Origin of the sequence: Trinickia violacea, from assembly GCF_005280735.1 — a bacterium.
GTDB classification, from domain to species: domain Bacteria; phylum Pseudomonadota; class Gammaproteobacteria; order Burkholderiales; family Burkholderiaceae; genus Trinickia_A; species Trinickia_A violacea.
The window spans coordinates 3,960,271-3,982,045 of record NZ_CP040077.1; the positions used below are offsets into that span (position 1 = coordinate 3,960,271).

Below are 21,775 nucleotides of genomic sequence, written 5' to 3' on the forward strand. Positions count from 1 at the left end.
TGCGCGATTCTTGCGAGTACGCCGCGCTGGATTCGCAACACGCCGCGCTGACAACTTTGAGAGCCCCAATGCTTACCGAACTCGACTTCCTCGACGTGGTTCGCCTGACGCCGCTCGTGTCGATCGATTTGATCGCCACCGATGTTCACGGGCGCATTCTGGTGGGACAGCGCCGCAACCGTCCGGCGCGCGGCACGTGGTTCGTGCCGGGCGGGCGCGTGCAGAAAGACGAGACGCTCGACCATGCGTTTACGCGCATCGTCGAGAGCGAGCTCGGCATCTCGGGCATGGAACGCTCGGCCGCGCGCTTTTACGGCGTCTTCGAGCATAACTACCCGGACGACAACTTCGCGGGCGAGCCCGGTGTCTCGACGCACTACGTGGTGCTCGCCTACGCGATGACGATGACGGGCAGCGCGCCGATCGGCCGCTTCGACCAGCACAGCCGATACGAGTGGCTCACGCCGGATCAACTGCTCGCGCGCCGGGACGTGCATGAGAATACGAAGGCGTATTGCCGGTAACTCCGGTCGACTCACTGTGGGCCTGAAGTAAGCGCTAAAGCGCCAACATCAGGCAACCACAGCGTGGGACCCAAGTAAGCGCTGAAGCGCTAACTTGGGTCGCAAAAAAACGCCCGCTTCATTGGCGGGCGAAAGGACCATTTAGAGCGCCACAGGGGTAGCGCCGATTCCATTGAAGGCGACGGCTCGTGTCGATTCAATGTGCGCGCGCCGAACTGCCGGATGCGGAATGGATATTGTCGGAATTGGCGGCAAACCGAGCGCTGGCGCGAGTTTTGAATGAGCCACGGCAGGCCCGCGCGGCAGACGCCGCACGCACCGCCCGCCGCCCTCTCACGCAGCGAGCGTCGAAAGCCCCACCGGCGCATCGACCGGCCCGAACTGCGTGCGCAAATACGCTTCGAACGACGCCTTCAACTCCGGATGCCGCAAGGCGAACTCGACCGTCGCCTTCAAGTAGCCGAGCTTGCTGCCGCAGTCGAACCGCTGCCCCTGGTAGCGAAACGCGAGCACCTGCTCGTCGGAAAGCAGCGACTGGATCGCGTCGGTGAGCTGGATCTCGCCGCCCGCGCCCGGCTCCACGCGTCGCAAGTGCTCGAAGATGCCCGGCATCAGCACGTAGCGCCCCACCACGCCGAAATTCGACGGCGCCTCCTCCGGCGCCGGCTTTTCGACGACGCCATGCATCTTGATCACGCGCTCGTCCCACGCGCGGCCGTCGATCACGCCATACGAGCGCGATGCCTCGGGCCGGATCTGCTCCACGCCGACCACCGAGCAGTGGTAATGATTGAACACCTGCACCATCTGCGCGAGCACGGGCGGCGCGCCGTCGAGCAAGTCGTCGGCGAGCATCACGGCGAACGGGTCGTCGCCCACGAGCTTCTCCGCGCACAGCACGGCATGTCCGAGCCCGAGCGGTTCGGGCTGCCGCACATAGAAGCAGTCGACGTGGCTCGGCTTGATGCCGCGCACGAGCTCGAGCAAGTCGAGCTTGCCACGCGCCTGCAACTCCGCCTCGATCTCATAGGACTTGTCGAAGTGGTCCTCGATTGCGCGCTTGCTGCGCCCCGTGACGAAGATCATCTGCGTGATGCCCGCGGCCATCGCCTCTTCGACCGCATACTGGATCAGCGGCTTGTCGACGACGGGCAGCATTTCCTTCGGGCTCGCCTTCGTTGCAGGTAAAAAACGCGTGCCGAGACCCGCGACCGGAAATACCGCTTTGTTGACGCTAAGCATGGGTCCCCCCTTGCCTACCTCACGTTAAAAAACTTATTGGCCCAGCGTATTCCCCAGGTACCGATGGCATCTGCCAACATCTCGCCCTTTTCAGACGATAGGCCCATGGTGCCTGGGCCGCCGCGTATGATGCGACGCATCAGGCACCCGTTCCATTCCTGTCGCCTTGCTGTACGCCGAAGCGCTTTCGAAGACCACGAAGCGTCGATGCCTCATGGGCGAACGACGCGGCCGGGATTCCATCGGCGCGCAGATGTTCGTCCGCTCAACGACATCGTCAGAGCCGCTCACATGGCCAAACGCATCGCTATCCTGATCTTCGACGGGTTCTCGCTCGTCGAGGTCAGCTCGATTGCCGAGGTGTTCCGCCTCGCCAACGAAATGGAGATCGAGCGGGCGAGCGAAGCCGAACCGTATACGCTGGTCGTGTTCTCGAGCGCGGGCGGCAGCGTCGCGAGCAGCTGCTCGATGCGGGTCTGGTCGGAAAACCTCGATGCGCCGCTCCTGACCGGGTTCGACGCGCTCTTCATCGCAGGCGGCCCGGGCGCGCAGCAAGCGAAAGACGACGAGCACCTGGTGCGGCGCTTGCGCGCGATGCTGCAGAAGACGCGCGTCGTCAAAGCGATCGGCGAAGGCGCGGCGGTTCTCGCCGTGGCCAATCTCGCGCATGAGCGAAGCGGTGTCGAGTTTCCGTCCGGTGCGGCGTTCGCGGCGCGCGATTCCCACGCTTCGCACGCGCCGCTGCATGGACAACCGCATGCGCTCGTCGCCGTCGAACAGCCCGCCGCCCTCGACGATCCGCTCGGGCCGATCGCCGCCGCGCTGTCGGTGATCAAGCGCGACTACGGCTCGGCCACGGCCCGCGAGATCTCGGAACGCTCGATGCCCGGCGCATGGCGGCGCTTGGGCGCCGTGCTCGGCGATCTCGACGAAGGCGGCGCGCGCGAGAAGATCAACGCGGCCGCGCGCTGGATTCGCGAGAACTACGGACGGCAAATTTCGGTGGCGGAAGCGGCGCAGGTCGCCGCGATGAGCGAGCGCAGCTTTCTGCGCCGCTTCAAATCGCAGATCGGGCTGACGCCGTCCGAATACCTGCTGCGCGCGCGGCTCGATGCGAGCTGCCTGCTGCTCGTCGCGACTGATCTACCGGTCGACAAGATCGCGCGTCGCTGCGGCGTGGGCAGCGGAGACGGTCTCGCGAAAATCTTCAGAAAGCGCTTGTCGATTTCGCCGACGGAATATCGGATCGCCGGACGGCGCCGCTCAGACGACGGCTGAACCCTTCTTCGCGCGCGACGTCAGCATCGTCGACACCGATGCCATCAAATCGCGCAGCCACTCGACATCGCTCGGCCGATCCGGCTGCGGATGCCACATCTGATAGCACTTGATGCGCGGAAACGGAATCGGCGCGTTCACGACCGCGAGCGGCAGCATGGCTGCGTAGTGCGTGGCGAAGCGGCGCGTCGTCGTGAAGATCAGGTCCGATTGCAACAGCACTTGCGGCACGAGGCCGAAGTAAGGCAGCGTGATCACGACGCGACGCGCGATCGCCGCACGCGCCAAGCCGATTTCGATCGCGTTGCGGCGTGCGCCGCTGTAGGGCGTCGGCGCGAGGTGGGCGGCGGCGAGATAGGCATCGCGCGTGAGCGGCTCGCGCGTGAGCGGATGGTCGTCGCGCATCATGCAGACGATCGTGTCGGAGAACAGATCGCTTCGCGCAAAGCGCGGATCGGGCTTCGGCCAGTTGCCGACGACCAGATCGAGCTCGCCCGCATCGAGCGCCGCTTCGTGGTCGAGCGTGGGGTTCAGCGAGTCGATCTCGAGATGCGCGTTCGGCGCGGCCGTTCTGAACTGCGAGATCAGCGTCGGCATGAAGAAGTCGTTCAGATAATCGGGCGCGGCGATGCGGAACGTGCGGCGCGAGCGCGACGGATCGAAATCGCCATGCGGCGTCGCGACGAAATCGACCTCGCGCAGCGCGCGCTGCGCCGCGCCGAGCAGCGACGCGCCGTACTCGGTCGGCACCATGCCGGATTTGCCGCGCACGAGGATCGGGTCGTTGAGCGTCTCGCGCAGCTTCCTCAGCGCCGTGCTGATCGCGGGCTGCGTCTGATTCAGGCGCAATGCCGTCTGCGTCACGCTGCGCTCGACCAGGAGCGTGCGCAACACGCGCACGAGCCAGATATCGAGGGTGGCGGGGCTGTCGTCGTAGTCGTCCATGCGATATCGAATTACCAAACGCGTAACGTTAGGCCCAATCGCGCGTGCCCGGCATAGCGGCGCCGGTATGGCCGGGATCAGGGGTTGAGACCTGATCCCGCCGATAGGATTGGCGGGTCTTAAGGCATGTCGCCGAACGGCAGCGTGCTGATGCGCTTCACCTCTTTCGACTCGAGCCAGTTCGGCGTGCGCGCGCAGTAGAGGACCATCGGCAGCGCGTCTTCGCCCCAGAACAGCTGGTCGTTGAAGCGGAAGGTCGGCACGCCGAAGATGCCGAGGCGAATCGCTTCTTCCCCATTGCGTTGCAACTGCGCCTTGGTTTCCTCGAGCGCGATCAAGCGTTCGCCATCCGGCACGCCGGCGTATTGGCACAGATCGGCGAAACCCTCGTCCGTCGAAGGGTCGCGCCCTTCGCGCCAGATGAAGCGGAAGATCGCGCGCGTGCAGGCCAGGTCGCCCTGCGCGGCGGTTGCGAGCAGCAGCGCCTTGGTCGAGTCGAACGGGTGCGCGGGCGGCATCTTGAACGGAATGCCCAGTTGCTCCGCGCGAAACAGCGCATACCGGAACGTGAAGATGCGCCGCTGCGGCACTTCATAGCCGGGACGCTGCCCCCAGTGGCGATAGAGACCGTAGAGCGAGATCGGCGTCAGCTCGAAGGGCACGCCGGGCCACTGGTCGTGTTGTTCGAGCAGCAGGTACGAGAACGGCGAGATGAAGTCGTAGAGCCACAGCGGCGGCGCGGCGTCTTTGCCATTGGACATGAGTGTCTCCCGGGTGGGATGTTGATTATGTTGGATGTGTCGGAGCTTGCCGGCTGGCTCATGCGTCGTGGCGTTCGGGCGCCGGCGGCTCGCCGCCAGCTGGCGAGTCGGGTTCCTCGTCCGCCTGCGCGCCGGCCTGCGCGCCGCTTTGGCCGCTTTGGCCGCTTTGGCCGCGCTCGTCCGCCGCCTGCCCATAGCCTGACGTGAGCCGTCCGCGCACGAAACCGATATGTTCGCGCAGCACGTAGAACTGGTCGGCATAGGCGAGCGGCATCTTGAGCTTGTTGACCGACTCCTCGATCGCGTCGAGCTTTTCGATCAGCACCGAGCGCTCGGCCTCCGAGGTCTCGGCCAGCGCGCCGCGCTCGATCGCGATCAGCGCGCCGTACCAGCGGTAGATCCGCGACTTCACGCGCCAGGCGTACAGCGACGGCACGAGCCGCAAGCCCGGAATCAGCACGACGATGATCGGCACGAGCAGCACGATCAGCCGGTCGGCAAGGCTTGCGAGCCAGAACGGCAGCGTGCGGTACAGGAAGCTCTTGCCCGACTTGTAGTAGCGCGCGGCGTCGTCGCTCAACGGGAAGTCGTGCACGAGCGGCGCCGGGAATTCGCCCGCGTGCTGCAGCAGATTCGCGCGGCCATGGACTTCGCGCGCCGCTTCGATCAGGAGATCGGAGAGCGCCGGATGGAGCGAATCGCGCGCGATCAGGTCGGCAGTCGGCGCGACCGTATGGATCGTCGCCGGCGGCAGGTTCTTGCCGAGATCGAACGAGCCCATCGGCAGGTCGATCTGCGTGAGGTACGGAAAGCGCCGCGCGTATGCCTCGGCCTGCGTGAAACTGTATTGGCGGATGCCGGGCGTGCGCGAGAGCGCCGCCATCACAGGCGGCTGCGCCGAATCGCCGGCGAGGAACGCGACGTCGATCTCGCCCGAGGTCAGCGCCTTCGCGGCGGCGTCGCCCGTCAGCGGCAAGAGCTCCGTCGGCCCGCCGGGCACGATGCCGTTCGCCTTGAGGAGCGTCAGCGCAAGCTGGCGCGTGCCGCTGCCTTCGGGGCCGATCGCGATGCGCTTGCCGCGGAACTCCGAAAGCCGCGCTTCGGGCTGCCCTGTGTAGAAGATCACGAGCGGCACGTACGACACGCTGCCGAGCGACATCAGGTCTTCGGTGTTGCCGGCGATGAGGCCCTTCGTGTCGGCTGTCGCGAGTCCGCTCTGCACGAAGCCCACGTCGACGTTCGACTTGGGATCGGCGAGGCGCTGCAGGTTCTGCATCGAGCCTTCCGACGGGAGCACGACGAGCGTGACGCCGTTGCGCGCGAGGATGGTCTTGTACTTCTGCGCCGCGTTCCAGAACGAGCTGCCGACCGGTCCGGCGGTAACGGTCATCGTGTTGGGCGGCGCGGGCTGGATCAGGCGGATCGCGAGCCAGATGGCGAGCGCGCTGACGAGGAGTATCGGGCCGAACGAGACCGCCAGATCGCGCCAGGAGATCGCGACGAAACGGGCGACGAGACGGGGTGCGGGTCGGCGGCGGCCGTTGGAAGGCTTCATCGGCAATTCTTGAGGCGGTGCGTACGAGGGAAAGGCGTGCTGTGGCAAGAGGCTGCGCGGGGCCGCGGCCGCCCGCGAACATCGGCTGGCGGAACACGGCAAATCCGCGCGCGCTTGGCGCCGATGGTACATGAGATTCGTGCGATCACGGCGCACGGCGGACTTGCAAGGCGCGCAAACTTGCAACAAAAATTTGCATGAAGTGTTGCAAGAAGCCTGCATCCTCTGCGTTGCCGCTGGTAAACCCTTTCGCCTGCCAGCAACCTGCACTAAATTGTGCGTCGCTGCCGCGCATTGAAGCCTCGCGACACGCGCGACCCGGCACGACTCAAAAGAACCGGGCGCGACGCAGGCGCCGCGGCGGGCCGGCCGGCGCAAGCCGTTCTTTCCGCGCCGCGGCCTTCTCTCGCCTCTCTCGCTTCACCGTGTCAAACCCGACGCCGGCGCACCAGGCAGCGATGCCTCGCGCGTTGCGCCGTGCCGCAGGTGTGGTACCGAAACCGCCTCGCTTGGGCGGTTCTCATCGATGTGAATGAAGTGAACTAGGAGAAAACATGAAAGCAGTGAATTATCTGAAGGCTTTGGGTGGTGTGGCATGCGTGGTTCTGGCTTGCAGCGCGTACGCGCAAGCCAGCGATACGAGCGCGGCGGCGACGGCGCCCGCAACCGCTTCGGCCCCGGCGGCCAAGGCAGTCAAGAAGGCCAACCGCCAGCTCGGCTACACCGTGCGCAAGGCGCTCGCCAAGGCGCAGGGTCTCGACGTGTCGAACATCTCGGTGCGTGCGCGCGGCGGTGCGGTGACGCTGACCGGCACGGTGCCGGACCAAGGCCAGATCGACACGGCCGGCGACACGGCGAAGGGCGTGAAGGGTGTCACGTCGGTGACGAACAAGCTGTCGGTGATGCAGCAGTAAGCCGGCCAGCGAGGGGTTTTTGGATCTCTCGCCGGGCAGCTTGACTTAAGCGGATTGAAAGGGCGAAGAGGTTATCTTCGCCCTTTCTGTTTTGCGAGGCATAGCGGCCAGATCAACCGGCTGTGCCAAGGAGTAGAAAATGGATCAGCAGTATGAGCAGTTTCAGGCCGACCTGTTGCAGTCGGTCAAGGATATGAAAGCAGGCCGCTCGGCCCGCGTCACGAAAGTACAGACAATGACGGCGTTGCTTGCTCCGGTGAAGGATGGCTCTTCACAAACTCCACCCCCAGCTGCGCCCGCACCTGCAACAACTGCGCGCTGACCGCCACCGCGATCGAAGCCGGCGCCTTGTCGACGATCCCCGCGACGCCGATCGGGCACGTCATCTCGACCAGCCGTTCCGGCTCCACACCGCGCTCGATCAAGCGCCGCTCGAACTTCACGCGCTTGGTCTTCGAGCCGATCATCCCGAAGTACGTGAAGTCGCGCCGCCGCATGATGCGCGCCGCCAGCGAGAAGTCGAGCGCGTGGTTGTGCGTCATGACGAGGAAGTACGCGCCCGGCGGCGCCGTATTGACGATGGCGTCGGGCGTGTCGGTGGCCTCGATCTGCACGTTGGCGGGCACTTCGTCCGGAAACAGCTCGTCGCGCTCGTCGACCCACTGCACGACGCACGGCAGACGTCCAAGCAGCGCGATCAGCGCATGACCCACGTGCCCCGCACCGAACAGCACCACGTGCATCGGCGGACGCTTCGGCTCGTCGGCGCCGCGGCGTCCGATGCGCACGTCCGACACACAGGGCAGCACGGTCATCACGATTGCGCTCCACGCGATGCACGCACCGCCCTCACCGCCTTCAAAATTTCCTCGGCGGTCGCCGGCGCGTTCATCGGCGGATTCACTTCGTAGTCGCCGACGGCCGCCACCGCATCGCGGATCGCGAAGAACACGGAGAACGGCAGCAAGAGCGGCGGCTCGCCGACCGCCTTCGAGCGGTGGATGCTGTCCTCGGCATTGCGATTCTTGAACAGGTTCACGCGGAAATCGGGCGGCGTGTCGTTGACCGTCGGGATCTTGTAGGTGGACGGCGCGTGCGTCATCAACTTGCCGCCCGGGTTCCACCACAGCTCCTCGGTCGTGAGCCAGCCCATGCCCTGGATGAAGCCGCCTTCCACCTGGCCGATGTCGAGCTGCGGATTCAGCGACGCGCCCACGTCGTGGAGCGCATCGGCGCGCAGCACGCGCATTTCGCCGGTCAGCGTATCGATCACGACTTCCGACACCGCCGCGCCATACGAGTAGTAGAAGAACGGCCGGCCTTGCAGCGTCTTCTGATCCCAGTAGAGCTTCGGCGTCGCGTAGAAGCCATCCGACCACAGTTGCACGCGCGCGAGGTAGGCGTTCTTGATGATCTCCTCGAACGGCACCACGACTTCGCCCACCACCACGCAATCGTCGGCAAAGCGCACGTCGTTCGCGCTCACCTCGCCCGCGCCGTACTTCATCGCCGCGAACGCCGCCAAACGCTGGCGCAGTTGACCGGCCGCATCCTGCGCGGCCTTGCCGTTCAAGTCCGAACCGGTGGACGCGGCCGTCGCGGACGTGTTCGCAACCTTGCTCGTGTCGGTCGCGGTCACGCGCACGCGCGAGAAGCTGATACCGAGCTCATGCGCGACGACCTGCGCAACCTTCGTATTGAGGCCCTGCCCCATCTCCGTGCCGCCGTGGTTCACGAGCACCGAGCCGTCCGTGTAGATGTGAACCAGCGCGCCGGCCTGGTTGAAGTGCGTCACGTTGAACGCGATGCCGAACTTGACCGGCGTGATCGCGATGCCCTTCTTGAGCACCGTGTTCTTCGCGTTGAACTCCCGCACGGCCGCGCGGCGGCTGCGGTAGCCGCTCGTCGCTTCGAGCTCGTCGAGCAGCTCGTGGATCACGTTGTCTTCGACAGTCTGGCCATACGGCGTCAGATTGCGCTCGGTCTTGCCGTAAAGGTTCTTGCGGCGCACGTCGAGCGGATCGAGCTTCAACGAGCGCGCGACGTTGTCGATGATGTATTCGATCGCGAACGCGCCTTGCGGACCGCCGAAGCCGCGGAACGCGGTGTTCGACTGCGTGTTGGTCTTGCCGCAGTAGCCCTCGATCGCGATGTCCGGGAAGTAGTACGCGTTGTCGAAGTGGCAGACGGCGCGCGTCATCACCGGGCCCGAGAGGTCCGCCGAGAAACCGCAGCGCGAAGTCATGTCGACCGAGACGCCGTCGATCACGCCGTCGTCGCTGTAGCCGACTTCGTACGCGTAGTGGAAATCGTGACGCTTGCCGGTGACCATCATGTCGTCGTCGCGATCCGGGCGCAGCTTCACCGGGCACAGCAGCTTCCACGCGGCCACCGCCGCGCAGCACGCGAACAGCGCCGATTGCGATTCCTTGCCGCCGAAGCCGCCGCCCATGCGCCGGCATTCGATCAGCACGTTGTGCGACGCCACGCCGAGCGCATGCGCGACGTGGTGCTGCATTTCGCTCGGGTGCTGAGTCGAGCAATAGACGTGCATGCCTTCGTCGTCCTTCGGCACCGCGTAGGAGATCTGGCCTTCGAGGTAGAACTGCTCCTGGCCGCCGAGCAGCATCTCGCCCGCTTCGCGATGCGCGGCATGCGCGATCTTCGCCGCGGCCGCGCCGCGCGCGAGCTTCATCGGCGGCAGCACGTACTGTTCGGCGGCGCGCGCCTGCTGCGCGGTCAGCACCGCGGGCAGTTCTTCGTATTCGATCGTCGCGCGGCGGGCGGCCAGGCGCGCGATGTCGTGCGAGGTCGCGACGACGATGAACATCGGCTGGCCGAGGAACTGCACGACGCCTTCCGCGAGAATCGGATCGTCGTGGATGATCGGGCCGCACTGGTTGTGGCCGGGGATGTCGTCGGCAGTGAAGACGGCGACGACGCCCGGGGTCGCGCGCACCGCGTCGAACGACATCGACACGATCTTCGCGTGCGCTTTCGTCGACAGGCCGAGCGCGGCATGCAGCGTGCCGGCGACGAGCGGGATGTCGTCGGTGTAGGTGGCGCGGCCGCTCGCGTGCAGGTGCGCGGATTCATGCGGACGCGAGACGTGGACTTGCTTGAAGTCGTCGAGTTCGCGCAGTTCTTTCAGGAACGGTTCGGCTTGCTGGTTCATTGGGGGTGTCTCCGGTTCCTTGATTCTTTAAACGCTCGCGGCTTCGGCTTCTACGAAGCGCACGTTGAGGGCTTCCGCCGTCAGCGGATCGATCGGGCGCGTTTCGAGCCAGAAGCGGTACAGCAGGTTCTGCGCAGTCTCCAGGCGATAGGCGTTGGTCGCGCGCATGTCGGTGAGCGGCGCGTAGTCCAGCGCGAGCGCCTGCATCGCTGCTTGCGCGGTGGCCTCGTGCCAGTCGGCGCCGTTCAGCACCCCTTCGGTGTTCGTCGCGCGCTTCGGGGTAGCGGCCATCCCGCCGAATGCGATGCGCGGCTCGCGGATCACGTCGCCGTCGGCGATGAACGAGAACGCCGCGCACACGGCCGAGATGTCGGAGTCGAAGCGCTTGCTCAGCTTGTACGTGCGGAACTGCAGGTTCTTGCGCGCGCCGGTGCGGGTCGGCACCTTCAGGCCGACGACGAACTCGTGCTCGGCCATGTCCTTCTTCTGATACGCGAGGTAGAGGTCTTCGAGCGGCATCTCGCGCTCGATCTCGCCGCCGCGCACGATCACGCGCGCGCCGAGCGCGATCAGGCCCGGCATCGAATCGCCGATCGGGGAGCCGTTCGCGACGTTGCCGCCGAGCGTGCCCGCGTTGCGGATCGGCAGCGACGCGAAGCGCTTCCACATCTCGGTCAGCTCGGGGTAGTGCGTGGCCAGCTCGGCATACGCGCGCTCGACCGTCACGCCGGCGCCGAGCTCGATCCAATCCGCCGACGTCTCCAGCTTCTGCAGCGCTTCGACCTGGCCGACATAAACGATGTCGCCGAGCTCGCGCATCTGCTTCGTCACCCACAGGCCGATATCGGTGCTGCCCGCGAGAATCCGCGTGGCGGGCTTCGCCTCCTTGATGCGGGCGAGTTCGGCGACCGTGCGCGGCGCGTCGAACGCTTGGGCCCCATGCTCGTAGTGGAACGTCTCGCCGCGCTGCAGGCTCGCGAGCTTGTGCGCGAGCGCGTCGACGTCGACGGGCGCTTTCGGCCGCGCGTCGAACATGCGCACCGCCGCATCGACGATCGGACGGTAGCCGGTGCAGCGGCACAGGTTGCCGGTCAGCGCGTCGTTGATTTCCTGGCGCGACGGAACCGTCTTACCGGCGCAGCTCGTCTCGCGCGTCTCATGGCCGTGCTTTTCGTAGAGCGACCACATCGACATCACGAAGCCCGGGGTGCAGAAGCCGCACTGCGAACCGTGACATTCCACCATCGCTTCCTGCACCGGGTGCAGCGAACCATCCGGCTGGCGCAGGTCTTCGACGGTGAACAGCGCCTTGCCGTCGAGCGTCGGCAGAAACTGGATGCACGCGTTGACCGCCTTGAAGCTCACGCCGCCCGCCTCGTTGCGCTCGCCCACGACCACCGTGCACGCGCCGCAGTCGCCTTCCGCGCAGCCTTCCTTGGTGCCGGTGCAGTGCGCGTCTTCGCGCAGATATTGCAGGACGGTGCGGGTGACGGGTGCGTCGCTGACTTCGCGGATCGCGTTGCGATGATAGAAGCGGATTGGCTGGCTCATGTCTCGTATCTCGTTTTGATGTGTTCAGTTGGGGGCTGAAACACGGCGTTGCAGTAACGGTTCGAACGCTATCACCGACAATTCCCATAACCCATAGGCACCGACACATGCAGGACATATTCTTGAATCCATATGTCGCCCGCCTTCGAAGCCATTTTGTCAGATCAAAAATCGGCCGAATCGCGACGATTTCGCTGCTTCTATTGAGATAGCGACATCCGTTCCATAGCTATCAGCTGATCCTAGCGATCGCCAGTGACGATCTCGGCATCTGTCCCCGTCCAATCGCTTCCGATACTGTTTTTTCTGTACTAAAAGGATAATTTTTCGATTCACGCAGAAACCGGTTCCATGGGAGAATTGCGACTTCTTGCCGTTTTCAAGTCTCGTTTTCCCTCATGCCCGCCGATTCCGCCGCCTCATCTCGCAAATCCGGCAACGACTTTGCGACGACCCTGAAGATCATTCCGGTCGTTTTCTTCACGTTTCTTTGCTATTTGACGATCGGCGTGCCGCTCGCCGTGCTGCCCGGCTTCGTGCACACGGATCTCGGCTTCAGCGCGGTGCTCGCGGGCGCGGCGATCAGCGTGCAGTACTTCGCGACGCTCGCCTCGCGGCCGCTCGCGGGCCGCTCGGCCGATACGCTCGGGCCGAAGCGGACGGTGTCGATCGGTCTGATTGGCTGCGGCGCGAGCGGCGTGCTGCTGCTCGCCGCCGTGCTGTGCAAGGACTGGCCTTTCGTGAGCCTCGCGATCCTGGTGCTGAGCCGCCTCGTGCTCGGCTTCGGCGAAAGCCTGTGCGGCACCGGGGCGATCCTGTGGGGGATCGGACGCGTCGGCACCTCGCACAACGCAAAAGTGATTTCGTGGAATGGCATCGCCACGTACGGCGCGCTCGCGATCGGCGCGCCGCTCGGCGTCGCGCTGTCGCATGCGTTCGGGCCCGTGACGCTCGGCGTCTTCATCACCGCGCTTGCCGCCATCGGCTACGCGCTTGCGCAGAGAATCGCCCCGGTGCCGCTCGTGCACGGCGAGCGCATGTCGTATGCGAGCGTGTTCACGCGCGTGCTTCCGCACGGCATCGGGCTCGCGCTCGGCTCAGCCGGCTTCGGTTCGATCGCGACGTTCATCACGCTCTTCTATGCGGCGCGGCATTGGCCGAACGCCGCGCTGTCGCTGACGGTGTTCGGCACGATGTTCGTCGGCGCGCGCCTCTTGTTCGCAAATACGATCAAGACGTACGGCGGTTTCCGCGTGGCGATCGTGTCGTTCTGCTTCGAATGCGCCGGCCTCTTGATGTTGTGGCTCGCGCCGGTGCCGCACGTCGCGCTCGCAGGCGCCGCGCTGACCGGCTTCGGCTTCGCGCTGGTGTTCCCGGCCCTAGGCGTCGAGGCGGTCGGCCTCGTGCCGCCGGCAAGCCGTGGGGCGGCGCTGTCGGCGTACTCGGTGTTTCTCGATCTGTCGCTCGGGATTACGGGGCCGCTCGCGGGGTATGTCGCGGGCGAGTTCGGGTATGAGTCGGTGTTCCTGTTCGCGGCCATTGCGGCGGCGGCCGCGGTGGTGCTGTCGACGAGCCTCTATCTGCGCAACGCGCGCGTGCCGAATGCGCCTGCGGCGCTGTGAGCCACTGTGAGCATTACGCCGCGCCATAGTGCACGGCGAGCCAGATCGTCGGGATGTCCTCATCGGTCCACTCCACCCGATGGCGGCAATTGGCCGGAATATCGACGTAATCGCCGGCATGCAGCACGCGTTCTTTAGTCTCCCCCTCCAGCAACAAGCCAGCCGAGCCCGCGAGCACGACCACCCACTCGCCCTGCGGCTGGCAATACCAAAATCCCGGCGGACTGCACTGGCCGCCCGACACGATGCGCTCGATGCGCACGCCCGGCCGGCTCAGCAATTCCTCGAACGTTTCTTCGGCCGCCAGATCGACGGCCGACGGAAGCCCGCTGAATAGGTTGGTGAGCATGGCTGAATCCCCTTCCGGCAAGCGAGGCGAGATGGAAACGTGTCACCCGCGTTCCGGCGGCCACTGCCGCGCGCCGTGCAGAACCCGGATGACGCTGATGACCGACCGCTCGAGATCGAGCGCATAGACAGCGATATACGGCGTGCGGGCAACCACGAGTTCGCAGGTACCCGGCACCCGTCCACGCCGGCCCAGTTCCGGAAAATGGATCAGGCTCTCGACCTGCTGTTCGATCGCTTCATCGATATCAATCGCAGCCGACGGGCTGTCTTGCGCGACGTACTCCATGATCTCCGACCGGTCGGCAATCGCTTGAGGCTTCCAAACGAGCCTCAATCTTTTTTCCCCAGCTCATCGCCGATCAGTTTGCGCAGCGCGGCGCGACGCTCCGCGAAATCCGTGCGAACGTCTTCATTCGCGATGCCGGGATGCGGATCGTCGAGTCCCCGTTGCACCTGCTCACGAAACCACTTGTCGTGCTCCGCCGCTTCGTGCGCACGTTTCATCCGTGCTGACGCCGGTGCGTAGCGCGTCTTGCGCTCCGCAGGTTCGAAACCGCCGCTGTCGACTTCGTAGTGCGTGAGATGCACCCGCGTACGCAAAAAATTGTCGACCGAATCCAGGGTGGCGAACACGCGAATGCTGAGCTCGCCCTTATTGCTGCGCGCGGCGACCGTCCGTTCGACGGCCCCATATTTGACGATGACGACGTACCCGCCCTTTTCGCCGTGAACCACTGCACCGAAGGCGGTGTTGGCCTCGATCAGCTCTTTCAGTGTGTTCGGGGTAATCAATTCAGACACGTTCGGCCCTCACTGCATTGAAGCAAAAAATCACTTTATCTACTAAAGTGATTTTTTGTCAATATGCCGATCGGCCGAGGGCCAGCGTTCAAACTGCGCCGGTAGGGACGGACAGCTAAGCCGCCACCCCGCGCCCATTCTCCGCCAGCGACCGCTCCAGCGCCGCCACGCCCGCGGGCAAGTCCACGCGCACGCCGAGATCCACCATCGTGCGGCCGAACGCATGCAGCGTCCTGAACAAGTTGTGCTCGCGGCACTGCTCGCCCATCTGTCCGATGCGCACGATCGGCAAGCCGAACGAGCCCGAGATCTCGACCTGATGCTGCCGCGAGATGTGTCCGCAGATATCCGCGGGGCTCAAACCCTTGGGCACTTCGATGCCGACCACCGAATTCAACCTGCACGGCTCGGGTGCATATAGCTCGAGGCCGAGCGCCGAAATCCCGGCCTGCAGCGCAAGCGAGCATTTCAAGTGCCGCGCGAACCGCTTTTCGAGCGTCTCGGCACAGACGAGCCGCAATGCCTCATGCAGCGCCAGCACGCCCGACACCGGCGCCGTGTAGTGATACCCCGCGTTGTGCCAGAAGTTCTCGGCGAGCGACGCATCGAGGCACCAATGCGCGTTCGCATGGTCGCGGCCCTTCACGCGCTCCCACGCGGCGTCGGAAAACGCGATCAGCGACACGCCGGGAATCGACGACAAGCCCTTTTGCCCGCCGGTAATCACGGCATCGATGCCCCACGCATCCATCTCGAGCGGCATCGTCGACAGCGTGCACACCGCATCGACGACCACCAGCGCGCCCGCCGCCTTCGCGAGCGCGGCAATCTCCTTGAGCTGATGGTTCCAAACGGTGTTCGACGTCTCGCCCTGCACGATCGTCACGATATCGGGCCGCTCTTGGCGCAAAGCCGCCTCGACGTCTTCCAGCCGCGCGACCGAGCGGTCCGCCACGTCGAGCGTCACGACGTGCGCGCCGGTGCGGCGGGCCATCTCCGCCATCCGCTCGCTGAAGAAGCCGTTCTTGATCGACAGCACGCGCGTGCCGGGCCAGGCGAGATTCGAGATCGCCATCTCCATCGCGGCCGATCCCGGGCCCGCGACGCCCAGCACCCACTTCGAGCGCGTTTGGAACACGTAGCGCGCCATCTCCTTCACCTGGCCGATCACCTTGACCATCGTCGCGCCGAGATGGTTGATGACGATCGCGTTCGCCTTGGCGACGGCGGCCGGAATCGGCACGGGGCCGGCGCCCATCATCAACAACGGTTCTTCGGGGAGAATCTCGTCGAGCGAGACGACGTCGGGGCAGACGATGGGAGTGGACGGCGTGGACATGATCGATGAAGTGGGTTGTACGGATTCTGGTCTTGCGGTTCAAGGCGCCGCGCGGGAGGCGGAGGCGTCGAGAGGGAGTCCGAAGAACACACACTCGCGGCCCGCAGCGGGTCTTCGATCATTCCCCCTTCTGCGCGATTGCGCAAGTGATTTGCCCGCTCGGGTATCGATTCGCGGCTCGCGTGCGGGCCGCTCTGCACGGGACAAAAAAACGCCCGTGACTTGCGCCACGAGCGTCATAAGCCACGGCCGCGATGCCGTGACTGAGGGGCAACCTATAAATGGGAAGTGCCGATAAATCCGAGTGCGAGAATGAAGCGTGCAAAAGCAATATTTTTCGGATTGGGGCTATTGCGGGCACCGGGTTGCCCTGGCTTCGGCGCGACAATCAACGTGCCGCAAGCGCCGCCGAGCTGAATCTTTCCAACCTTGAACGAACCAATTAGATAACTCAGCGCGAGATTGGCAAACCACGAAAATTCGGGCCGATTCCTTAACAATTCGCCGATCATTCAGGCGCTCCCCGCGACATAATTCAATTGAATCAGGCGTCCGGCGGATTAACTAGACAGTCACATGTTGGGACGGACTAGTTTGAAAGCAGACGCACGATCAGCAAAAGCAAATTCATCATCGAATTTGATATGGCCTATCGCGGCAAAGAGAGACCGCACAGCGACACTGCGCAAGCGCCCTCCGCACAAGGCGTATAGACGTACACATCAGTACGCCGCTGATTCATCTCACCTTCTGGATTTCAGTCGAATTAAACGCCAGTGCTCCTATTGCTCCGATTTTTATATTGAGTAGGGCGTAACTTTTATTCTGATTTCAAGATAATGTCAACGTTATTTTTTGCATTGAGTAACCATTGACGAAATGTCGAATTGCTGCAGGAATACAGCGTCTCCGACATCCATGACGCGATCCAGTCAGTCAAATAGCCAGACTATTTTGCAAAAAACCATGAATCAAATTCAAGCCATGCGAGTCTTTGTCCGCGTTGCTGAAACGAAGAGTTTCCGCGGTGCCGCACGTCAATTCGAAGTCTCGAATGCGTTTGTTACGCGCTGCATCGCCATGCTCGAATCGCATTTAAATACGCGGCTTATCAATAGAACGACGCGAAATCTTTCGCTGACCGAGGCGGGAAACCGCTATCTGGAGGGCTGCCGTTCGATGCTGGAGGAGCTCGACCAGCTCGACGCCGCGGTGGCGAGTGCCGAGCACGGCCCGAGCGGCACGTTGCGCGTCGCCGTATCCGCGGCGCTGCCGCCGTTGTGGGTGACGCCGCTCGTCGACGGCTTTCGCCGCCGCTATCCGTCGGTCAAGATCCGCCTGACGCTCGCAGAACAGCCGGCCGACCTCTCGAACGACAACTATGACGTCGCCATCGTAACGGCCTTCCGGGCGCAGAACCCCACGCTAGTCGAGCATGCGCTCGGCTTTCACGCGCTTGTTTCGTGCGCGTCGCCGGACTATCTCGCGCAGCACGGCGAACCGCTCGCGCCCTGCGAGCTGTCAGGGCACGCTTTCGTTTCGCTGCCCGCCGACCAGCACGAGCCGACCTGGCGTCTGATGGACCGCAACGCGCGCGTGCACGAGGTCAGCCTGCCGCCCGTCTACACCGTTAACAGCGCGCCGATGGTGCGTCTCGCGGCGCTAGCCGGCATGGGCATCGCGATCCTGCCGCTGCCGTTCGTGGCGGACGACTTCGCGGTCGGCGAGCTGAAGCACATCATGGAGGACTACGTGATCGACGCCCCCGAAGCCAAGGTGTCGATCGTCTATCCCGAGCGCCAATTCCTGCCCGCGAAAACGCGCAGCTTCATCGACTACACGCTCGAGCATTACGCCAACGGTGAGACAATCGAGCGAAGCCACGTGAAGGCAAGACGGATTCCCGTGACGGTCCATGACATGCCCAGCGTGCCGTCGTAACGGCGGCGCGCCTCCGATGATGGGAGGCACACCGTGCGTGTGATTTTGTTCAGCAGCCGCCAATACGATCGCGATACGTTCAACGAAGTCAACGCCGCATACGGCTTTCGCCTGCACTTCCAGGAATCCCGGCTGGACGCCGAAACCGCCATCCTCGCGCACGGCTATGAAGTCGTCTGCCCGTTCGTCAACGATACGGTCGATGCGGCCGTCCTCGAAAAACTCGCGGACGGCGGCACCCGCCTCATCGCGCTGCGTTCGGCGGGCTTCAATCATGTCGATCTGGCCGCGGCCGCGAGGCTCGGCATGACGGTCGCGCGCGTGCCGGCCTACTCTCCGCACGCGGTCGCCGAGCACGCCGTCGGCATGATCCTCGCGCTGAACCGGCGCTTGCCGCGCGCGGTCGCGCGCACGCGCGAAGGCGACTTTTCGCTCGACGGCCTGCTCGGCTTCGATCTGTACGGCAAGACGGTGGGCGTGATCGGCACGGGTGCGATCGGCTGTACGTTCGGCAGGATCATGGCGGGCTTCGGCACGAAGCTGCTGGCCTACAGCCCGCCCAAGCCCGCCGACGACATGCTCGCGCTCGGCGCGCGCTATGTGCCGCTCGACGAGCTGCTCGCCGAGTCGGACATCGTGAGCCTGCATTGCCCCTTGCTGCCCGATACCTACCACCTGATCGACGAACGCGCGCTCGCGCGCATGAAGCGCGGCGCGATGTTGATCAATACGGGACGCGGCGGGCTCGTGGAAAGCAACGCGCTGATCGGCGCGCTAAAGAGCGGCCACCTCGGGCATCTCGGGCTCGATGTGTATGAGGAAGAAGGCGGGCTGTTCTTCGAAGACCATTCGGACAGCCCCTTGCAAGACGACGTGCTCGCTCGCCTCTTGAGCTTTCCGAACGTGATGATCACCGCGCACCAGGCGTTCTTCACGCGCGAGGCGATGATGGAAATCGCGCGCACGACACTCGGCAACGCACGTGACTGGCACAACGGGTCGCCGAGCAACGTGGTGCGGGAAGGCTAGGGCCTGTTCACGCCGCACAGGCTGATCAACAGCTCGGCTTCGCGCTCCGCCACTTCGACCGGAAAGATCTCGGCGCCGGCGTACGCCAGGTAGCGCGCGCGGTGCTGTCCGTTGCGAAACGCGACCACGCCTTCGTGCTCGATGCCGAGCCAGCCCATGAGGCTGCGCCGCTTGCGCTGAGTGATCGTCACATAGGGCATCTCGGGAATCCGCGCGTTGTCGGGATCGAGAAACTCGCGGATGCCCCTGACTTTGCCGGCATGCCAATCGTCGACGGATTTCAGGACGTAGTCCGTATCGTCGCGGTTCGCGCATTGCAGAAGCTTGGATGCGTCGACCATCACAACCTGGTGGCGCGTGCCGTCGTCCACGAACACGCGCTTCAAGCGGACGTGGTCATAGTGCGAATGACGCGGCAGCGGAACGATCCAGACGGGATCGCCGTCGGTGGCGACTTCGCTATGGGGCTCGGGGGATAACATGGACGGACACTCGAAAAACTGCGCGCAACGCACCAAAAAGCAGCGTTCGCTAAAAAATGGCGTTGCAGCCTAGCAAGCCATTATGACGCTTGCATGACAATGCAGGTAAGCATCTGCCGACCAGGAGACCGACGTGAGCACACAGTACGCCGCCGAACATTTCAGCGAGTCCGTGCGCCTCGAAGCGCAGGACGCCGTCGCCACGATCGTGCTGGACCGGCCCGCTCGGCGCAATGCCGTCGACCGGCCGACCGCCGACGCGCTGCGCGCCGCGTTCGAGCGTTTCGAAAGCGAGCCTGGCTGGCGTGCCGCCGTCCTGTTCGGCGCCGGCGGCACGTTCTGCGCGGGGGCCGATCTCACCGCGCTCGGCGACGACGCGCGCCGCAACGAACTCCATGCCGACGGCAGCGGTCCCGGGCCGATGGGACCGACACGCATGGCGTTCACGAAACCCGTGATCGCGGCGATCGCGGGACATGCGGTGGCGGGCGGGCTCGAGCTGGCGGCGATGTGCGATCTGCGGGTCGTCGAGGAAGACGCGGTGCTCGGCGTGTTTTGCCGCCGCTTCGGCGTGCCGCTGATCGACGGCGGCACGATCCGGCTGCCCCGGTTGATCGGCTTGTCGCGCGCACTCGACCTGATCCTGACCGGACGTGCGGTCAATGCAGGCGAAGCGCTCGCCATCGGCCTCGCCAACCGGGTGGTGCCGCCGGGCACGGCGCGCGCCGCAGCCGAAGCGCTCGCCGCCGAGCTTGCCGCGTTTCCGCAGGCGGCGTTGCTTGCCGACCGGCGTTCGGCGCTCGAAAACAGCGCGCTCGGCGATCTCGCCGAAGCGTTGCGGCGCGAAGGCGCAGGCGGCTACCAGGCGGCCCTGGACGAGGGCCTCGCGGGCGCCGCGCGCTTCGCCCGGGGCGCGGGGCGGCACGGGGTTTCAGCATCCTAGCAACAGCCCCCCTCGCGCCCCAGCACGCCCATTTCGGTTTAGGTAGAATCCCCTAGCTGTTTTCCCTAGCCGGCGCTCGCGCTCTCGTTCCGAAACGCGCGCCGGCAAGTTCTGCCTGAGTTCCCCCGCCATGCCGTTGCCCCTTCTCGCCCTCGCCGTTGCCGCGTTTGGAATCGGTACCACCGAGTTCGTCATCATGGGGCTCCTGCCCAACGTCGCGCGCGATCTCGGCGTGACGATCCCCGCGGCCGGCATGCTCGTCTCCGGCTATGCGCTCGGCGTCACGATCGGCGCTCCGATCCTCGCGATCGCCACCGCGCGCATGCCGCGCAAGAAAGCGCTGATGAATTTGATTGGCGTGTTCATCGTCGGAAACCTGCTGTGCGCGGTCGCACCGCACTACGCGGTGCTGATGGCCGCGCGCGTCGTCACCGCGTTCTGTCACGGCGCGTTCTTCGGCATCGGGTCGGTGGTCGCGGCCGGCCTCGTCGCGCCGAACCGCCGCGCTCAGGCCATCGCGCTGATGTTCACGGGCCTCACGCTCGCGAACGTGCTCGGCGTGCCGCTCGGCACCGCGCTCGGCCAGGAGTTCGGCTGGCGCGCGACGTTCTGGGCCGTGACGGGCATCGGCATCCTCGCCGCCGGCGCGCTCGCCGTCTGCCTGCCGGCGCAAATCGACATGCAGGAGACGAGTCTCGTGCGCGAGTTCAGCGTGCTCAAGGACCCGCAGGTGCTGATGGTGCTCGGCATCAGCGCGCTCGCGTCGGCGAGTCTCTTTTCGGTTTTCACCTACATCACGCCGATTCTCGAAGACGTGACCGGCTTCACGCCGCACGCGGTCACCTTCGTGCTGCTGCTCTTCGGGCTCGGCCTCACCGTCGGCAGCACGCTCGGCGGCAAGCTCGCCGATTGGCGCCTGATGCCGTCGCTGCTCGCGTTTCTGCTCGCGATCGTCGTCGTGCTGACGATCTTCGCGGGGACCATGCACTCCGCCTACCCGGCGATGGCGACGATCTTTTTCTGGGGCGTGCTCGCGTTCGCGATCGTGCCGCCGCTGCAGATGCTGATCGTCCATCGGGCGAGCCATGCGCCGAACCTCGCGTCGACGCTCAATCAAGGCGCATTCAACCTCGGCAATGCGACGGGGGCGTGGCTCGGCGGCACGGCGATCGCCGCGGGCGCGCCGCTCACGTCGCTGCCGTGGGTTGGCGTGACGATGGCCATTGCGGCGCTGGCGTTGACGCTGTGGTCGGTGCAGCTCGAGCGCCGCACGCGGCGCGTGCCGGCCGGCGCACCGGGTTGAGGCGCGCCTGAACTTCCCG

Annotated in this window: 22 protein-coding genes; 8 read left to right on the forward strand and 14 right to left on the reverse strand. The window is 65.1% G+C overall.

Features of this window, described 5'->3' with window-relative positions; genetic code table 11:
- Positions 1-68: 68 nt before the first annotated feature.
- On the forward strand, positions 69-524 hold the full coding sequence (locus FAZ95_RS18050) for a GDP-mannose mannosyl hydrolase (protein WP_137333691.1): 456 nt from the start codon (positions 69-71) through the stop codon (positions 522-524).
- A 333-nt stretch (positions 525-857) separates the two neighbouring features.
- On the opposite strand, the gene galU is transcribed toward FAZ95_RS18050, so the two are convergent.
- A complete protein-coding gene (gene galU, locus FAZ95_RS18055) occupies positions 858-1,766 on the reverse strand; it encodes a UTP--glucose-1-phosphate uridylyltransferase GalU (RefSeq protein ID WP_137333692.1) in 909 nt (302 codons plus the stop codon).
- Between the two features lie 291 nt (positions 1,767-2,057).
- Between galU and FAZ95_RS18060 the strand changes: the two genes are divergently transcribed.
- Positions 2,058-3,044 (forward strand): GlxA family transcriptional regulator, encoded by a 987-nt coding sequence (locus FAZ95_RS18060; protein ID WP_254699746.1) that lies wholly within the window; start codon positions 2,058-2,060, stop codon positions 3,042-3,044.
- Here the strand turns inward: FAZ95_RS18060 and FAZ95_RS18065 are convergent.
- The 4 genes from FAZ95_RS18065 to FAZ95_RS39375 form a co-directional block, all read right to left on the reverse strand.
- Positions 3,030-3,989, reverse strand: a complete 960-nt coding sequence (locus FAZ95_RS18065) for a LysR substrate-binding domain-containing protein (RefSeq protein ID WP_137333694.1) — start codon at positions 3,987-3,989, stop codon at positions 3,030-3,032. The two genes, FAZ95_RS18060 and FAZ95_RS18065, sit on opposite strands and share 15 nt — an antisense overlap.
- Before the next feature lie 119 nt (positions 3,990-4,108).
- A complete protein-coding gene (locus tag FAZ95_RS18070; RefSeq protein ID WP_137333695.1) occupies positions 4,109-4,750 on the reverse strand; it encodes a 2-hydroxychromene-2-carboxylate isomerase in 642 nt (213 codons plus the stop codon).
- Positions 4,751-4,808: 58 nt separating this feature from the next.
- Positions 4,809-6,305 carry a TAXI family TRAP transporter solute-binding subunit gene (locus FAZ95_RS18075; RefSeq protein WP_137333696.1) on the reverse strand — a complete coding sequence of 499 codons (1,497 nt, stop codon included), beginning with the start codon at positions 6,303-6,305 and terminating at the stop codon, positions 4,809-4,811.
- Positions 6,306-6,450: 145 nt separating this feature from the next.
- Entirely contained in the window at positions 6,451-6,600 is a 150-nt protein-coding gene (locus FAZ95_RS39375; RefSeq protein WP_175425638.1) for a hypothetical protein, read from the reverse strand.
- A 259-nt stretch (positions 6,601-6,859) separates the two neighbouring features.
- Here FAZ95_RS39375 and FAZ95_RS18080 point away from each other — a divergent pair, with 259 nt between their 5' ends.
- Positions 6,860-7,219, forward strand: coding sequence for a BON domain-containing protein (locus tag FAZ95_RS18080; RefSeq protein WP_137333697.1), 360 nt, complete (start codon positions 6,860-6,862; stop codon positions 7,217-7,219).
- A gap of 218 nt (positions 7,220-7,437) precedes the next feature.
- On the opposite strand, the gene xdhC is transcribed toward FAZ95_RS18080, so the two are convergent.
- Genes xdhC through xdhA form a run of 3 tightly spaced genes read right to left on the reverse strand, consistent with a single transcriptional unit; the run spans position 7,438 to position 11,945 of the window.
- Positions 7,438-8,034 (reverse strand): xanthine dehydrogenase accessory protein XdhC, encoded by a 597-nt coding sequence (gene xdhC / locus FAZ95_RS18090; protein WP_137334624.1) that lies wholly within the window; start codon positions 8,032-8,034, stop codon positions 7,438-7,440.
- Positions 8,034-10,394, reverse strand: coding sequence for a xanthine dehydrogenase molybdopterin binding subunit (gene xdhB / locus FAZ95_RS18095; RefSeq protein WP_137333698.1), 2,361 nt, complete (start codon positions 10,392-10,394; stop codon positions 8,034-8,036). The genes xdhC and xdhB overlap by 1 nt, the downstream gene beginning before the upstream one ends.
- Positions 10,395-10,421: 27 nt before the next feature.
- The gene (gene xdhA / locus FAZ95_RS18100; protein WP_137333699.1) at positions 10,422-11,945 is read right to left on the reverse strand and encodes a xanthine dehydrogenase small subunit; all 1,524 of its coding nucleotides are present in this window, start codon (positions 11,943-11,945) and stop codon (positions 10,422-10,424) included.
- A gap of 398 nt (positions 11,946-12,343) precedes the next feature.
- On the opposite strand from xdhA, the gene FAZ95_RS18105 reads away from it, so the two are divergent.
- Positions 12,344-13,567, forward strand: coding sequence for an MFS transporter (locus FAZ95_RS18105; protein ID WP_137333700.1), 1,224 nt, complete (start codon positions 12,344-12,346; stop codon positions 13,565-13,567).
- 13 nt (positions 13,568-13,580) lie between these two features.
- On the opposite strand, the gene FAZ95_RS18110 is transcribed toward FAZ95_RS18105, so the two are convergent.
- The 5 genes from FAZ95_RS18110 to FAZ95_RS18130 all read right to left on the reverse strand — a co-directional run bounded on the left by FAZ95_RS18110 (position 13,581) and on the right by FAZ95_RS18130 (position 16,570).
- Positions 13,581-13,916: a cupin domain-containing protein gene (locus FAZ95_RS18110; RefSeq protein ID WP_137333701.1), complete on the reverse strand. Its 336-nt coding sequence runs from the start codon at positions 13,914-13,916 to the stop codon at positions 13,581-13,583.
- Between the two features lie 42 nt (positions 13,917-13,958).
- Positions 13,959-14,204, reverse strand: coding sequence for a type II toxin-antitoxin system RelE/ParE family toxin (locus tag FAZ95_RS18115; RefSeq protein ID WP_254699747.1), 246 nt, complete (start codon positions 14,202-14,204; stop codon positions 13,959-13,961).
- Between the two features lie 44 nt (positions 14,205-14,248).
- Positions 14,249-14,719 carry a hypothetical protein gene (locus FAZ95_RS18120; RefSeq protein WP_137333703.1) on the reverse strand — a complete coding sequence of 157 codons (471 nt, stop codon included), beginning with the start codon at positions 14,717-14,719 and terminating at the stop codon, positions 14,249-14,251.
- Positions 14,720-14,834: 115 nt separating this feature from the next.
- The gene (locus tag FAZ95_RS18125; protein WP_137333704.1) at positions 14,835-16,058 is read right to left on the reverse strand and encodes a pyridoxal-phosphate-dependent aminotransferase family protein; all 1,224 of its coding nucleotides are present in this window, start codon (positions 16,056-16,058) and stop codon (positions 14,835-14,837) included.
- A gap of 275 nt (positions 16,059-16,333) precedes the next feature.
- Positions 16,334-16,570 carry a hypothetical protein gene (locus FAZ95_RS18130; protein ID WP_137333705.1) on the reverse strand — a complete coding sequence of 79 codons (237 nt, stop codon included), beginning with the start codon at positions 16,568-16,570 and terminating at the stop codon, positions 16,334-16,336.
- Positions 16,571-17,024: 454 nt separating this feature from the next.
- Between FAZ95_RS18130 and FAZ95_RS18135 the strand changes: the two genes are divergently transcribed.
- The gene (locus FAZ95_RS18135) at positions 17,025-17,999 is read left to right on the forward strand and encodes a LysR family transcriptional regulator (RefSeq protein ID WP_175425639.1); all 975 of its coding nucleotides are present in this window, start codon (positions 17,025-17,027) and stop codon (positions 17,997-17,999) included.
- Positions 18,000-18,032: 33 nt separating this feature from the next.
- Entirely contained in the window at positions 18,033-19,028 is a 996-nt protein-coding gene (locus FAZ95_RS18140; RefSeq protein ID WP_137333707.1) for a 2-hydroxyacid dehydrogenase, read from the forward strand.
- On the opposite strand, the gene FAZ95_RS18145 is transcribed toward FAZ95_RS18140, so the two are convergent.
- Positions 19,025-19,510 (reverse strand): plasmid fertility inhibition factor family protein, encoded by a 486-nt coding sequence (locus FAZ95_RS18145; RefSeq protein WP_137333708.1) that lies wholly within the window; start codon positions 19,508-19,510, stop codon positions 19,025-19,027. The genes FAZ95_RS18140 and FAZ95_RS18145 overlap by 4 nt on opposite strands.
- Positions 19,511-19,643: 133 nt before the next feature.
- Here FAZ95_RS18145 and FAZ95_RS18150 point away from each other — a divergent pair, with 133 nt between their 5' ends.
- Together FAZ95_RS18150 and FAZ95_RS18155 are read left to right on the forward strand one after the other, a co-directional pair.
- Positions 19,644-20,453 carry a crotonase/enoyl-CoA hydratase family protein gene (locus FAZ95_RS18150; protein WP_137333709.1) on the forward strand — a complete coding sequence of 270 codons (810 nt, stop codon included), beginning with the start codon at positions 19,644-19,646 and terminating at the stop codon, positions 20,451-20,453.
- A 130-nt stretch (positions 20,454-20,583) separates the two neighbouring features.
- Positions 20,584-21,756: an MFS transporter gene (locus FAZ95_RS18155; RefSeq protein WP_137333710.1), complete on the forward strand. Its 1,173-nt coding sequence runs from the start codon at positions 20,584-20,586 to the stop codon at positions 21,754-21,756.
- Positions 21,757-21,775 lie beyond the last annotated feature (19 nt).

Excerpts from the sequence above, each read along its gene's own strand:
- FAZ95_RS18050 (WP_137333691.1), top strand. The coding sequence starts at position 69 with ATGCTTACCGAACTCGACTTCCTCGACGTGGTTCGCCTGACGCCGCTC.
- galU (WP_137333692.1), bottom strand. The coding sequence starts at position 1,766 with ATGCTTAGCGTCAACAAAGCGGTATTTCCGGTCGCGGGTCTCGGCACG.
- FAZ95_RS18060 (WP_254699746.1), top strand. The coding sequence starts at position 2,058 with ATGGCCAAACGCATCGCTATCCTGATCTTCGACGGGTTCTCGCTCGTC.
- FAZ95_RS18065 (WP_137333694.1), bottom strand. The coding sequence starts at position 3,989 with ATGGACGACTACGACGACAGCCCCGCCACCCTCGATATCTGGCTCGTG.
- FAZ95_RS18070 (WP_137333695.1), bottom strand. The coding sequence starts at position 4,750 with ATGTCCAATGGCAAAGACGCCGCGCCGCCGCTGTGGCTCTACGACTTC.
- FAZ95_RS18075 (WP_137333696.1), bottom strand. The coding sequence starts at position 6,305 with ATGAAGCCTTCCAACGGCCGCCGCCGACCCGCACCCCGTCTCGTCGCC.
- FAZ95_RS39375 (WP_175425638.1), bottom strand. The coding sequence starts at position 6,600 with ATGCGCGGCAGCGACGCACAATTTAGTGCAGGTTGCTGGCAGGCGAAA.
- FAZ95_RS18080 (WP_137333697.1), top strand. The coding sequence starts at position 6,860 with ATGAAAGCAGTGAATTATCTGAAGGCTTTGGGTGGTGTGGCATGCGTG.
- xdhC (WP_137334624.1), bottom strand. The coding sequence starts at position 8,034 with ATGACCGTGCTGCCCTGTGTGTCGGACGTGCGCATCGGACGCCGCGGC.
- xdhB (WP_137333698.1), bottom strand. The coding sequence starts at position 10,394 with ATGAACCAGCAAGCCGAACCGTTCCTGAAAGAACTGCGCGAACTCGAC.
- xdhA (WP_137333699.1), bottom strand. The coding sequence starts at position 11,945 with ATGAGCCAGCCAATCCGCTTCTATCATCGCAACGCGATCCGCGAAGTC.
- FAZ95_RS18105 (WP_137333700.1), top strand. The coding sequence starts at position 12,344 with ATGCCCGCCGATTCCGCCGCCTCATCTCGCAAATCCGGCAACGACTTT.
- FAZ95_RS18110 (WP_137333701.1), bottom strand. The coding sequence starts at position 13,916 with ATGCTCACCAACCTATTCAGCGGGCTTCCGTCGGCCGTCGATCTGGCG.
- FAZ95_RS18115 (WP_254699747.1), bottom strand. The coding sequence starts at position 14,204 with ATGGAGTACGTCGCGCAAGACAGCCCGTCGGCTGCGATTGATATCGAT.
- FAZ95_RS18125 (WP_137333704.1), bottom strand. The coding sequence starts at position 16,058 with ATGTCCACGCCGTCCACTCCCATCGTCTGCCCCGACGTCGTCTCGCTC.
- FAZ95_RS18130 (WP_137333705.1), bottom strand. The coding sequence starts at position 16,570 with ATGATCGGCGAATTGTTAAGGAATCGGCCCGAATTTTCGTGGTTTGCC.
- FAZ95_RS18135 (WP_175425639.1), top strand. The coding sequence starts at position 17,025 with ATGAATCAAATTCAAGCCATGCGAGTCTTTGTCCGCGTTGCTGAAACG.
- FAZ95_RS18145 (WP_137333708.1), bottom strand. The coding sequence starts at position 19,510 with ATGTTATCCCCCGAGCCCCATAGCGAAGTCGCCACCGACGGCGATCCC.
- FAZ95_RS18155 (WP_137333710.1), top strand. The coding sequence starts at position 20,584 with ATGCCGTTGCCCCTTCTCGCCCTCGCCGTTGCCGCGTTTGGAATCGGT.